At 65.6% G+C, this 13156-nt stretch carries 7 protein-coding genes; 3 read left to right on the top strand and 4 right to left on the bottom strand.

Features of this window, described 5'->3' with window-relative positions; translation table 11 throughout:
- A complete protein-coding gene (locus C5E41_RS09275; RefSeq protein WP_104375597.1) occupies positions 1-411 on the top strand; it encodes a VOC family protein in 411 nt (136 codons plus the stop codon).
- A 58-nt stretch (positions 412-469) separates the two neighbouring features.
- Entirely contained in the window at positions 470-2845 is a 2376-nt protein-coding gene (locus C5E41_RS09270) for an ATP-binding cassette domain-containing protein (RefSeq protein WP_104375441.1), read from the top strand.
- A gap of 228 nt (positions 2846-3073) precedes the next feature.
- On the opposite strand, the gene C5E41_RS09265 is transcribed toward C5E41_RS09270, so the two are convergent.
- Positions 3074-3925 carry an SDR family oxidoreductase gene (locus C5E41_RS09265; protein WP_104375440.1) on the bottom strand — a complete coding sequence of 284 codons (852 nt, stop codon included), beginning with the start codon at positions 3923-3925 and terminating at the stop codon, positions 3074-3076.
- Positions 3926-4007: 82 nt separating this feature from the next.
- On the opposite strand from C5E41_RS09265, the gene C5E41_RS09260 reads away from it, so the two are divergent.
- Positions 4008-4631 carry a TetR/AcrR family transcriptional regulator gene (locus tag C5E41_RS09260; RefSeq protein ID WP_104375439.1) on the top strand — a complete coding sequence of 208 codons (624 nt, stop codon included), beginning with the start codon at positions 4008-4010 and terminating at the stop codon, positions 4629-4631.
- A gap of 56 nt (positions 4632-4687) precedes the next feature.
- On the opposite strand, the gene C5E41_RS34915 is transcribed toward C5E41_RS09260, so the two are convergent.
- The 3 genes from C5E41_RS34915 to rpoB all read right to left on the bottom strand — a co-directional run bounded on the left by C5E41_RS34915 (position 4688) and on the right by rpoB (position 12700).
- Complete coding sequence (locus C5E41_RS34915; RefSeq protein ID WP_258080856.1) at positions 4688-4816, bottom strand: hypothetical protein; 129 nt, start codon at positions 4814-4816, stop codon at positions 4688-4690.
- A 301-nt stretch (positions 4817-5117) separates the two neighbouring features.
- Entirely contained in the window at positions 5118-9071 is a 3954-nt protein-coding gene (locus tag C5E41_RS09255; protein WP_104375438.1) for a DNA-directed RNA polymerase subunit beta', read from the bottom strand.
- 128 nt (positions 9072-9199) lie between these two features.
- Positions 9200-12700 (bottom strand): DNA-directed RNA polymerase subunit beta, encoded by a 3501-nt coding sequence (gene rpoB / locus C5E41_RS09250; protein WP_104375596.1) that lies wholly within the window; start codon positions 12698-12700, stop codon positions 9200-9202.
- Between the last annotated feature and the right edge of the window lie 456 nt (positions 12701-13156).

Below are 13156 nucleotides of genomic sequence, written 5' to 3'. Positions count from 1 at the left end.
ATGGACATCACCATTCACGACACCTTCCTCCCGCAAGACGATCCGGAGGCCGCGCTGACGTTCTACCGCGACACGCTCGGCTTCGAGGTGCGCAACGACGTCGGCTTCAAGGGCATGCACTGGATCACGGTCGGCCCCGCCGGACAGCCGGACATCTCGATCGTGCTCTACCCGCCGAACGCCACCCCCGGCGTCACGGCAGAAGAGCAGCGCACCATTTCCGAGATGATGGCCAAGGGCACCTTCGCCAGCCTCAACCTGGCCACCAAGAACGTCGACGAGGTGTTCGAGCGGCTGCAGGCGAACGGGGCCGAGGTCGTGCAGGAGCCGACCGATCAGCCCTACGGACTGCGCGACTGCGCGTTCCGCGATCCCTCGGGCAATCTGCTGCGGATCCAACAGGCCTCCTGAGCCGACCCCGACAACCGAGCCGGCCGGCGGATCGAGCCGCGCCCGAATTGGAGAAACCATGAGCAAGGCCTCGACGCCGGACCGGCACGTTGCCGACACCCACGACCTGATCCGCGTGCACGGTGCGCGGGTCAACAACCTCAAGGACATCAGCGTCGAAATTCCCAAGCGTCGCCTGACCGTCTTCACCGGCGTCTCGGGATCGGGGAAGAGTTCGCTGGTCTTCGGCACCATCGCCGCGGAGTCGCAGCGGATGATCAACGAGACCTACAGCGCCTTCGTTCAGGGTTTCATGCCGACCCTGTCACGGCCGGAGGTCGATTTCCTGGACGGCCTCACCACCGCGATCTCGGTCGACCAGGAACGAATGGGCGCCAACCCCCGCTCCACGGTCGGCACCGCCACCGACGCCAACGCGATGTTGCGCATCCTGTTCAGCCGCCTCGCCCAACCGCAGATCGGCTCGCCGAACGCGTATTCGTTCAATGTGCCCTCGGTGACCGCCAGCGGTGCGATCACCGTCGAGCGCGGCGGGAAGACCAAGGCCGAGAAGGCGACCTTCCACCGGCTCGGCGGTATGTGCCCGCGCTGTGAGGGCATGGGCTCGGTCACCGATTTCGATCTGACCGCCCTCTACGACGAGAGCCTGTCGCTCAACGAGGGTGCGCTCACCATCCCCGGCTACAGCATGGACGGCTGGTTCGGCCGCATCTACCGCGGTTGTGGGCTGTTCGACCCCGACAAGCCGATCCGCAAGTACAACAAGCGCGAACTGCACGACCTGCTCTACAAGGAGCCGACCAAGATCAAGGTCGAGGGCATCAACCTCACCTACGAGGGCTTGGTCCCGAAAATCCAGAAATCGATGCTGTCCAAGGACGTCGATTCGCTGCAGCCGCATATCCGTGCGTTCGTCGAGCGTGCCGTGACCTTCACGACCTGCCCGGAATGTGAGGGCACCAGGCTCAGCGCCGAGGCCCGGTCCTCGAAGATCGGCGACAAGAGCATCGCCGACGTGTGCGCGATGCAGATCAGCGATCTGGCCGAATGGGTGCGCCGCCTCGACGAGCCGTCGGTCGCGCCGCTGCTGAAGGGTCTGCAGCACCTGCTCGACTCGTTCACCGAGATCGGGCTCGGCTATCTGTCGCTGGATCGGCCGGCGGGCACGCTCTCCGGCGGTGAAGCGCAGCGCACCAGGATGATTCGCCACCTCGGCTCGTCCCTGACCGATGTCACCTACGTCTTCGACGAGCCCACCATCGGCCTGCATCCGCACGATATCGAGCGAATGAACAACCTGCTGCTGCAGTTGCGCGACAAGGGCAACACGGTGCTGGTGGTGGAGCACAAGCCGGAAGCGATCGCGATCGCCGACCATATCGTCGATCTGGGGCCCGGGGCCGGAAGCCAGGGCGGCACAGTCTGTTTCGAGGGCGATCTCGAGGGGCTGCGCGCCAGCGACACGATCACCGGCCGCCACCTCGACGATCGGGCGAAACTCGAGGATGCGCCGCGGAAGCCGGCCGGCGCGTTGGAGATTCGCGGCGCCTCCACCCACAACCTGAAGGACGTTGACGTCGACATCCCGCTCGGGGTGCTGTGTGTGATCACCGGCGTGGCCGGGTCCGGCAAGAGTTCGCTCATTCACGGGTCGGTCGCCGACCGCGACGGTGTGGTGGTGGTCGATCAGGGCGCCATTCGCGGCTCCCGGCGTAGTAATCCGGCCACCTACACCGGACTGCTCGAACCGATCCGCAAGGCATTCGCCAAGGCCAACGGCGTCAAGCCGGCGCTGTTCAGCGCGAACTCCGAAGGAGCGTGCCCCACCTGCAACGGCGCCGGCGTGATCTACACCGATCTGGCGATGATGGCCGGCGTCGCGACCACCTGCGAGGAATGCGACGGAAAGCGCTTTCAGGCGGCAGTTCTGGACTATCACCTCGGCGGCCGCAACATCAGCGAGGTGCTGGAGATGTCGGTGGCCGAAGCCGAGGAGTTCTTCGGCGCGGGCGACGCGAAACTTCCGGCGGCACACAAGATTCTGCAGCGCCTCAGCGATGTCGGGCTCGGCTATCTGAAGCTGGGCCAGCCCCTCACCACGCTCTCGGGCGGTGAACGCCAGCGCATCAAACTCGCCACCCACATGGGCGAGAAGGGGGGGATCTACGTTCTCGACGAGCCGACTACCGGCCTGCATCTCGCCGACGTGGAGAACCTGCTCGGCCTGCTCGACCGCATCGTCGACTCGGGCAAATCGGTGATCGTCATCGAACACCACCAGGCGGTCATGGCGCATGCCGACTGGATCATCGACCTCGGCCCCGGCGCGGGGCACGACGGCGGGCGCATCGTGTTCGAGGGAACGCCGTCCGACCTGGTCGCCGATCGCTCGACGCTCACCGGCGAACACCTCGCCGCCTACGTCGGGGGTTAATCCGCGCCGGGCGAGCACCGACCGGCCCCCTGCGTCGATCGGGCGGCGAGTCCACCGTTTCTTCCAGCGCCTGCCGGTTCCGGTGAACCCGGAACCGGCAGGCCGGATGCGTCGGCGCGGGCGGCTCAATGCTGCGCCGACGCGGTCTGCGGTCGCTACGGCCGGCCCAGCGCGGCACGCAGGAACCGGCCGGTGGTGATCACCTCGCGACTTTCCGGCATGCCTGCGTCACTCGGTGCTCGGAGGCGGTAGGTCGGTCGGATCGGCCAGGCCGCGTTCGTAGGCGGCGCGGGCGGTGGAACCGCGGGTCGCCGCGACCTGATCCGGAACCATGCGACGGAAGGTCAAGTCCCGCAGACGTTGCGGAAGCAGTTCGGCGAGCCGGACGAGCGGTCCGATATACCCCGGCACGGTGACCTCGAAACGAGGGTGTTCGATCGTCCGCAGCACAGCTCGCGCCACATCGGCCGGCTCCAGCAGTTTCGCGGCACCGGTGTCGGTACCCGCAGCCAGTTCGGTCGCGACGACCCCAGGCATGATCACCGAGATCCGCACGCCGCTGCCGCGCAGTTCTTCGCGCACGCCGGTCAGATAGCCGAGCACCCCGTGTTTGGTCGCGGCGTAGGTCGATTCGCCGGGCGGAGACAACCGCGCGGCGGCCGAGGCGATCGTGACGATGTGGCCCCGCCCGCGCGCCCGCATGCCCGGTGCGGCCAGCCGCACGCCGCGGATGACGCCGTGCAGATTGACCTCCAGCATGCGCGTGGTCACGACCTCGGGCTCGGCGTCGAACGAGCCGACCCACATCACACCGGCGTTGTTGACCAGCACGTCGATCGGACCCCACAGCGATTCCACGGCGGCGAGGAAGCCGCGGAAGGAGTCCGTGTCGGTGACGTCGAGCGCGAAACCGCGAACGGCACCGGACAATTCGGCCGCGGTGGCGACAGCCGCCGGTTCGTCGCGGTCGCCGATGGCAACCCGGGCACCGGCCTCGGCGAGCACATGCGCGATCTCCCGGCCTATGCCCCGCGCCCCGCCGGTCACCGCGACGACACGACCGGCAATCGGTGAGGTCATGGATGGTTCTCCATTCTGACATGCCTGCGTGTCAGGAACGATGCTCTAGTGTGCCATAGGCCGGGACGTAAGGACAGGGGCCATGCCAGGACGGAAGTATCAAGGACTGATGCCGGACGAGCGCCGGGTGCAGCGGCGTGCGGCGATCCTGGACGCCGCACTCGAGGTCTTCGGCACCAGCGGTTATGCGAACAGTTCGGTCAAACAGATCTGCCGTGCCGCTCGGCTGACCGAGCGATATTTCTACGAATCCTTCACCGACCGCGAAAGTTGCCTGGCCGCACTGTATTCCGAGACCGTGGACGGGGTGCGCGCAACGACCCTAGCCGCGATGGCCGCCGCAGGCGGCGATATCGATGCCCAAACCCGCACCGGGATACAGACATTCATCGAATACCTGACCGAGGATCGGCGACTTGCCAGAGTGGCGCTGATCGAGGCCGTCGGCGTCTCCCCCGCCATGGAGGAACGCCGCCACGAGGTATTGCGCGAATTCGCGGAGATCGTCACCACCACGTGGGCGGCCGCCCGCCCCGAACCACTGTCGGTCGAACAACATTCGGCCGCGGTCGCCCTGGTCGGCGGCGTCAACCACCTGCTGGTCGACTGGTTGATGAGCGGCACCCCGCAAACCCCCGCAGCGCTCACCGACGTCTGTACCACCCTGTTCATCGCCGCCCGCCACGCCCTCGAAGCGCGGGCCTGACCGGCGTCCGGCCCCCGGCCCACGCTCGCGCCGCCGATCGTGTTTTCCGCGTCCGCCTACCAGGTTATTTCGGGCAGCTCCACGTCGATCGGAAAGGGCCGCTCGATGCGCAACTGTTTGCGGAAGACGCCACTGGGCGTGTGGCAACCGCCCTCGGGCAGCAGCTCGAACGTGTAGACGACCATCGCGTCATCCGTTCGAAGTTGCCATCCACTACTTCCATCAAGCGAGGCAGGTCTTCGGCGGTGAAACCGCCGGGTGGCGGCGTCGGCAACAGCACCATCCGACCGCGGATCGGTTCGTCGTGGTGATGGTGGGCGACGGTCATACCTGAAGGCTACCCGCTGGATCGATCGCGATCGGGTCCGATTCCCCGCTCACTCGACTCGGTTCCACCCCACAACGATCACACCGAGCGAACCATCGATACGATTCGGCCCCCGTTCCGTTCGGAACGGGGGCCGAATGTGGTTGTCTCCTACCGGATTACCGGTAGTCGCTGAAACCGTAGTCGTCCAGCGGGACCGCGGCACCGGTGGTCGTGCCGAAGCCCTCCGGGCTGTAGTAGGTGTCGTCGTAGGACGGCACCGCGTACGCCGCGGCACGGGCCTCTTCGGTTGGCTGCACCTGGATGTTGCGGTAGCGGTTGATACCGGTACCGGCCGGGATCAGCTTACCGATGATCACGTTCTCCTTCAGGCCGATCAGCTTGTCGGAGCGGCAGTTGATCGCCGCGTCCGTCAAGACCCGAGTCGTCTCCTGGAAGGAGGCCGCCGACAGCCACGAATCGGTAGCCAGCGACGCCTTGGTGATACCCATCAGCACCGGGCGACCCGACGCGGGCTCGCCACCCTCGGCGACGACGCGGCGGTTGGCCGCCTCGAACTCCGAGCGCTCCACCAGCGAACCGGGCAGGAACTCCGTCGCACCCGAGTCGATGATGGTGACGCGGCGCAGCATCTGGCGGACGATGACCTCGATGTGCTTGTCGTGGATGGACACACCCTGCGACCGGTACACCTCCTGGACCTCGTGCACCAGGTGGACCTGCACCTGACGCGGCCCCATCACGCGCAGCACCTCGTGCGGATCGGCCGAGCCCTCCAGCAACTGCTGGCCGACCTCGACGTGGTCGCCGTCGGCGAGCAGACGCTCGGAGCCGTCGTCGTGCTTGAACACCCGCAGACGCTGACGCTTCGACAGCTTGTCGTAGACCACCTCGTCCGAACCGTCGTCCGGAATGATGGTGATCTTGTAGAAGCGGTCGTCGTCCTCGAGCCGCACCCGGCCCGAGACCTCCGCGATCGGCGCCTTGCCCTTGGGCACACGAGCCTCGAACAGCTCCTGCACGCGGGGCAGACCGCCGGTGATGTCGTCACCCGCGACACCACCCTGGTGGAAGGTACGCATGGTCAGCTGGGTACCGGGCTCACCGATGGACTGGGCGGCGACGATACCGACGGCCTCACCGATGTCGACCAGCTTGCCGGTCGCCATCGAGCGGCCGTAGCAGGTCGCACACACGCCGGTGCCGGTGGTGCAGGTGAGCACCGAGCGGACCTTGACGTCGGTGATGCCGGCCTCGAGCAGCGCCTCGATGGCCGGGTCGCCGAGGTCGTGACCCTTCTCCACGATGACGTTGCCTGCTGCGTCGACCGCGTCGGCGGCCAGCGTCCGGGCGTAGGTGCTGGTCTCCACGTGCGGATCGCGGATGAGCAGACCGTCGGGCTGCTTCTCGGCGATCGCGACCGTGATGCCACGCTCGGTGCCACAGTCGGTCTCGCGCACGATGACGTCCTGCGACACGTCCACCAGACGACGGGTCAGGTAACCCGAGTCAGCGGTGCGAAGCGCGGTGTCGGCCAGACCCTTTCGCGCACCGTGGGTGTTGATGAAGTACTCCAGGACGGTCAGGCCCTCACGGAACGAGGACTTGATCGGTCGCGGAATGAACTCACCCTTCGGGTTGGTCACCAGACCCTTCATGCCCGCGAGGGTACGAGTCTGGGTGAAGTTACCCGTGGCGCCCGAATCGACGATCGTGATGATCGGGTTGTCGGCCGGATAGTGCGCACGCAGCGCCTTACCGACCTCTTCGGTCGCTTCCTGCCAGATCTTGACCAGGGCGTTGTTGCGCTCCTGGTGGTCGAGAGCACCACGCTGGTACTTCTTCTCGATCTGGTCGGACTGGGCCTCGTAGCGCTCCATGATCTCGGCCTTCTCCGGCGGAACGAGAACGTCCGACATGGAGACGGTGACACCCGAACGCGTGGCCCAGTAGAAGCCGGCGTCCTTGAGCTTGTCGACGGTCTGCGCAACCACGATCATCGGGTAGCGCTCGGCGAGATCGTTGATGATCGTCGCCTGCCGCTTCTTCGGCATCTGCTCGTTGATGAACGCGTAGTCCGCGGGCAGCAGCTCGTTGAAGATGACCCGGCCCAGAGTGGTCTCGCACAGCCACGCGTCGCCGCGCTGCCAGCCCTCGGGGAACAGCTCCGCCTCGACGTCCTTCGGCGGGCGCTGATCGGTCAGGCGCACCTTGATCAGCGAACGAACCGTCAGCTCGCCGCGGTCGACGGCCATCTGGGCCTCGGCCGGTGACGCGTAGACGCCCTGCTCGGGAGCATCCGCGGTGGCAGGCCGGTACTCGCCCTTGGCGCCCTCTTCCAGGCGGGTCAGGTAGTAGAGACCGGTCACCATGTCCAGACGCGGCATGGCCAGCGGGCGGCCGGACGCCGGGGACAGGATGTTGTTCGACGACAGCATCAGGATGCGGGCCTCGGCCTGCGCCTCCGCCGACAGCGGCAGGTGCACGGCCATCTGGTCACCGTCGAAGTCGGCGTTGAACGCCTCACAGACCAGCGGGTGCAGCTGGATGGCCTTACCTTCGACCAGCAGCGGCTCGAAGGCCTGGATACCCAGCCGGTGCAGCGTAGGCGCACGGTTCAGCATGACCGGGTGCTCGGCGATGACCTCTTCGAGGACGTCCCACACCTGGGCGCGCTGCCGCTCGACCATCCGCTTGGCGGACTTGATGTTCTGCGCGTGGTTCAGGTCGACCAGACGCTTCATCACGAACGGCTTGAACAGCTCCAGCGCCATCAGCTTCGGCAGACCACACTGATGCAGCTTCAGCTGCGGGCCGACGACGATGACCGAACGGCCCGAGTAGTCGACGCGCTTACCGAGCAGGTTCTGACGGAAACGACCCTGCTTACCCTTGAGCAGATCGCTCAGGGACTTCAGCGGGCGGTTACCGGGGCCGGTCACCGGGCGACCGCGACGGCCGTTGTCGAACAGCGCGTCCACGGACTCCTGCAGCATCCGCTTCTCGTTGTTGACGATGATCTCGGGGGCGCCGAGGTCGATCAGTCGCTTGAGGCGGTTGTTGCGGTTGATCACGCGGCGGTACAGGTCGTTCAGGTCGGAGGTGGCGAAGCGGCCACCGTCGAGCTGAACCATCGGCCGCAGCTCCGGCGGGATCACCGGAACGGCGTCGAGGACCATACCCATCGGCGAGTTGCCGTTGGTCTGGAACGCCGCGACGACCTTCAGGCGCTTGAGCGCGCGCAGCTTCTTCTGCCCCTTACCGGTGCGAATGGTTTCGCGCAGGCTCTCGGCCTCGGCGTCGATGTCGAAGTTCTCCATCAGCTTCTGGATGGCTTCGGCACCCATCGCGCCGGTGAAGTACTCGCCGTAGCGGTCCTGCAGCTCGCGGTAGAGAACCTCGTCCACGATCAGCTGCTTGGGAGCCAGCTTGGTGAAGGTGGTCCAGATCTCGTCGAGCCGGTCCAGCTCGCGCTGGGCACGGTCGCGCAGCTGACGCATCTCGCGCTCGCCGCCGTCCTTGACCTTGCGGCGGACGTCGGACTTGGCACCCTCGGCCTCGAGCTCGGCCAGGTCGGCCTCGAGCTTCTGGGCGCGGGCCTCCAGATCGGCGTCGCGCTGGTCGGCGATCGCCTTCTTCTCGACCTCCATCTCCGCCTCGAGCGTGGACAGCTCGTTGTGGCGCAGATCCCCGTCGACGGTGGTGATGACGTAGGCGGCGAAGTAGATGATCTTCTCGAGATCCTTCGGCGCGAGGTCCAGCAGGTAACCGAGGCGGCTCGGCACACCCTTGAAGTACCAGATGTGGGTGACCGGCGCGGCCAGTTCGATGTGGCCCATCCGCTCACGACGCACCTTGGCGCGAGTCACCTCGACGCCACAGCGCTCACAGATGATGCCCTTGAAGCGGACGCGCTTGTACTTGCCGCAGTAGCACTCCCAGTCCCGGGTGGGACCGAAGATCTTCTCGCAGAACAAGCCGTCCTTCTCCGGCTTGAGCGTGCGGTAGTTGATGGTCTCCGGCTTCTTGACCTCACCGTAGGACCAGTTGCGAATGTCTTCGGCGGTCGCCAGGCCGATCCGGAGTTCATCGAAGAAGTTGACGTCTAGCACGTAACTTCCTTTCCCCTGTTCGGGTTCAGTATCGAGCAAAGTTCGCTAGTTCGTCCGCCGTGGCGGACCACTTCCGCGGAGCGGGAAACTATGCCCCGGCGCCCAATGCGGGCGCCGGGACCGATCGGCTACTGTGCGAGGTCGTCGACCGTCGCAGCCTCGTTGCGGGACAGGTTGATGCCGAGGTTGGCGGCGGCGCGCTCGAGGTCCTCGTCGTCGCCGTCGCGCATCTCGATCGCCGCGCCGTCGGAGGACAGCACTTCGACGTTGAGGCACAGTGACTGCAGTTCCTTGAGCAGAACCTTGAACGATTCCGGGATGCCCGGCTCGGGGATGTTCTCGCCCTTGACGATCGCCTCGTACACCTTCACACGACCGACCACGTCGTCGGACTTGATCGTCAGCAGTTCCTGCAGGGTGTAGGCCGCGCCGTAGGCCTGCATGGCCCAGCACTCCATCTCACCGAAACGCTGACCACCGAACTGCGCCTTACCACCGAGCGGCTGCTGAGTGATCATCGAGTACGGACCCGTCGACCGCGCGTGGATCTTGTCGTCCACCAAGTGATGCAGCTTCAGGATGTACATGTAACCCACCGCCACCGGATACGGGAACGGCTCACCCGAACGACCATCGAACAACACCGACTTACCGTTGGCGTCGACCATGACCTCACCGTCACGGTTCGGCAGGGTGGAACCCAGCAGACCCGTCAGCTCGTCTTCCTGCGCACCGTCGAACACCGGGGTCGCGATGTTGGTGTCGGCTTCCTGACCCAGCATCTCCTCGGGCAGGTTCTTCGCCCAGTCCGGCAGGTTGCCGGATTCGGCCCCGTCGACCTGCCAGCCGGCTTTGGCGATCCAGCCGAGGTGGGTTTCCAGGATCTGCCCGATGTTCATACGACGCGGCACACCATGGGTGTTCAAGATGATGTCGACCGGAGTACCGTCGGGCATGAACGGCATATCCTCCTTCGGCAGGATCTTGCCGATCACACCCTTGTTGCCGTGCCGGCCCGCGAGCTTGTCACCGTCCTGGATCTTGCGCTTCTGCGCCACATACACGCGCACCAGCTCGTTCACACCCGGGGGCAGATCGTCGTCGTCCTCACGCGAGAACACACGAATACCGATCACCTTGCCCGACTCACCGTGCGGCACCTTCAACGAGGTGTCACGCACCTCGCGCGCCTTCTCACCGAAGATCGCACGCAACAGCCGCTCCTCGGGAGTCAGCTCGGTCTCACCCTTCGGAGTGACCTTGCCGACCAGGATGTCACCATCACGCACCTCGGCACCGATCCGCACGATGCCACGCTCATCCAGATCCGCGAGCACCTCGTCGGAGACATTCGGGATGTCACGAGTGATCTCCTCGGCACCCAACTTGGTGTCACGAGCATCGATCTCGTGCTCCTCGATATGAATCGAGGTCAGCACATCCTCCTCCACGAGACGCTGCGACAAGATGATCGCGTCCTCGTAGTTATGCCCCTCCCACGGCATGATCGCCACCAGCAAGTTCTTACCCAACGCCATCTCACCGTTCTCGGTGCACGGGCCGTCGGCCAGAACCTGGCCGTGCTCGACCCGCTGGCCCTCGTCCACGATGGGACGCTGGTTGGCGCAGGTGCCCTGGTTGGAGCGGGCGAACTTCCGCATCCGGTAGCTCTTACGAGTGCCGTCGTCGTGCATGACGGTGATGTAGTCGGCCGAAACCTCTTCCACCACACCCGGCTTCTCGTTGACGACCACGTCGCCGGCGTCCACCGCGGCACGCAGCTCCATACCGGTGCCGACCAGCGGCGACTCGGAACGGATCAGCGGCACGGCCTGACGCTGCATGTTCGCACCCATCAGGGCGCGGTTGGCGTCGTCGTGCTCGAGGAACGGAATCATCGCGGTCGCGACCGACACCATCTGGCGCGGGGAGACATCCATGTAGTCGACCTCGGCCGGGGAGACGTATTCCATCTCCTCGTTACCGCGGCGGGCGAGCACGCGCTCCTCGAGGAAGTTGCCGTCGGCGTCGACGGGCGAATTCGCCTGGGCCCGGACGTGCCGGTCCTCCTCGTCGGCGGTCAGGTACTTGACCTCGTCGGTGACCCGGCCGTCCTCCACCTTGCGGTACGGGGTCTCGATGAAACCGAACGGGTTGACCCGCGCGTACACCGACAGCGAACCGATCAGGCCGATGTTCGGGCCTTCCGGGGTCTCGATCGGGCACATGCGGCCGTAATGCGAGGGGTGCACGTCGCGCACTTCCAGGCCGGCGCGCTCGCGGGACAGACCACCCGGGCCCAGCGCCGACAGACGACGCTTGTGGGTCAGGCCCGAGAGCGGGTTGTTCTGGTCCATGAACTGCGACAGCTGCGAGGTGCCGAAGAACTCCCGGATCGCCGCCGTGATCGGGCGGATGTTGATCAGGGTCTGCGGAGTGATGGCCTCGACGTCCTGGGTGGTCATGCGCTCACGCACGACGCGCTCCATCCGCGAGAGGCCGACGCGCAGCTGGTTCTGGATCAGCTCGCCGACAGTGCGCAGGCGACGGTTGCCGAAATGGTCGATATCGTCGACCTCGACGGGGACCTCGACGCCGCCGGGCACGGTCATCAGCTTGTCGCCCTGGTGCAGGCGCACCAGGTACTCGATGGTGGCGACGATGTCCTCGCGGGTCAGCGTCGAGCCGACCACCGGCTCGCCGCTGTTGACGCCCAGCTTCTTGTTGACCTTGTAGCGGCCGACACGGGCCAGGTCGTAGCGCTTCTCCTTGAAGAACAGGTTCTCCAGCAGGGTCTGCGCGGACTCCTTGGTCGGCGGCTCGCCCGGACGCAGCTTGCGGTAGATGTCGAGCAGCGCCTCGTCCTGGCCGGCGGTGTTGTCCTTCTCCAGGGTCGACAGCATGATCTCGGAGAAACCGAAACGCTCGGTGATCTCCTCGGTGGTCATGCCCAGCGCCTTGAGCAGCACGGTGACCGGCTGACGACGCTTGCGGTCGATACGCACACCCACGGTGTCGCGCTTGTCGACATCGAATTCCAGCCACGCACCACGCGACGGGATGACACGCACACTGTGCAGGGTCTTCTCGGTGCCCTTGTCGATGGACTCGTCGAAGTACACACCCGGCGAACGCACCAGCTGCGACACGACCACACGCTCGGTGCCGTTGATGATGAACGTGCCCTTGTCGGTCATCATCGGGAAATCACCCATGAAGACCGTCTGCGACTTGATCTCACCGGTGTTGTTGTTGATGAACTCCGCGGTCACGAACAACGGCGCCGCGTAGGTCATGTCCTTGTCCTTGCACTCCTCGATCGAGGCCTTGACCTCTTCGAAGCGCGGATCGGAGAAGGACAGGGACATCGAACCGGAGAAGTCCTCGATCGGCGAGAGCTCCTCGAGCACCTCCTCCAGCCCACCGACCGGGCTGGCGTCGCCCCGGGCGATGGCCCGCTCACGCCAATCGGGGGCACCGACCAGCCACGCGAACGATTCGGTTTGTAGATCGAGAAGGTCCGGAACCTCCAAGGGCTCACGAATCTTCGCGAAAGACACCCGCTTCGGGGCTCCGGGAATACCGGCCTTGGTCTGGGTGGAGACTGCCAAGATGCGTCCTTCCAGCACCTCACGCGCGTCGCCCGGTGCCTGTACGTACAAGACACCAAGCGACCGTCGCTTGTCTGCTACGAGTTCTGCTGGTTACAACCCGGACAAAACCCGAACAGCAAACAGCGGAAGTAACACCTCAACGGTGGAACTTTCGTGATGCGATCAAGGAATGGACAGGAGGCAGCCAGCGCAAAGTCCAAACCTACACCCGCGAAGAAGGGGTGTCAAAGTACCATCCGAACCGAGTTCCGGATGTTCGGCGCGCCGGACCCGCTTCCGCTGGCTGCGTTCGAGTCTCCGGCGGCGCCTCGACCTGGGTACTCGACCCTGTCGCAGCTGCCGCTGTTGTGAATAGCGTGACGGTTCGGACGTAAGTCGTCAAGTGGCGAGACCACCTCGATAACTGCGAGATCCCCTGCGGCGCTGGCGAATCACACCGTCACGCGGGTGAATATCCGCCGCTGAGCTGGG

The organism is Nocardia nova, assembly GCF_002933465.1.
Taxonomy (GTDB): Bacteria; Actinomycetota; Actinomycetes; order Mycobacteriales; family Mycobacteriaceae; genus Nocardia; species Nocardia nova_B.
The sequence above is the reverse complement of the archived record's forward strand: the minus strand, read 5'-3'. Positions and strand labels throughout refer to the sequence as shown.

Excerpts from the sequence above, each read along its gene's own strand:
- C5E41_RS09260 (WP_104375439.1), top strand. The coding sequence starts at position 4,008 with ATGCCAGGACGGAAGTATCAAGGACTGATGCCGGACGAGCGCCGGGTG.
- C5E41_RS09265 (WP_104375440.1), bottom strand. The coding sequence starts at position 3,925 with ATGACCTCACCGATTGCCGGTCGTGTCGTCGCGGTGACCGGCGGGGCG.
- C5E41_RS34915 (WP_258080856.1), bottom strand. The coding sequence starts at position 4,816 with ATGGTCGTCTACACGTTCGAGCTGCTGCCCGAGGGCGGTTGCCACACG.
- C5E41_RS09275 (WP_104375597.1), top strand. The coding sequence starts at position 1 with ATGGACATCACCATTCACGACACCTTCCTCCCGCAAGACGATCCGGAG.
- C5E41_RS09270 (WP_104375441.1), top strand. The coding sequence starts at position 470 with ATGAGCAAGGCCTCGACGCCGGACCGGCACGTTGCCGACACCCACGAC.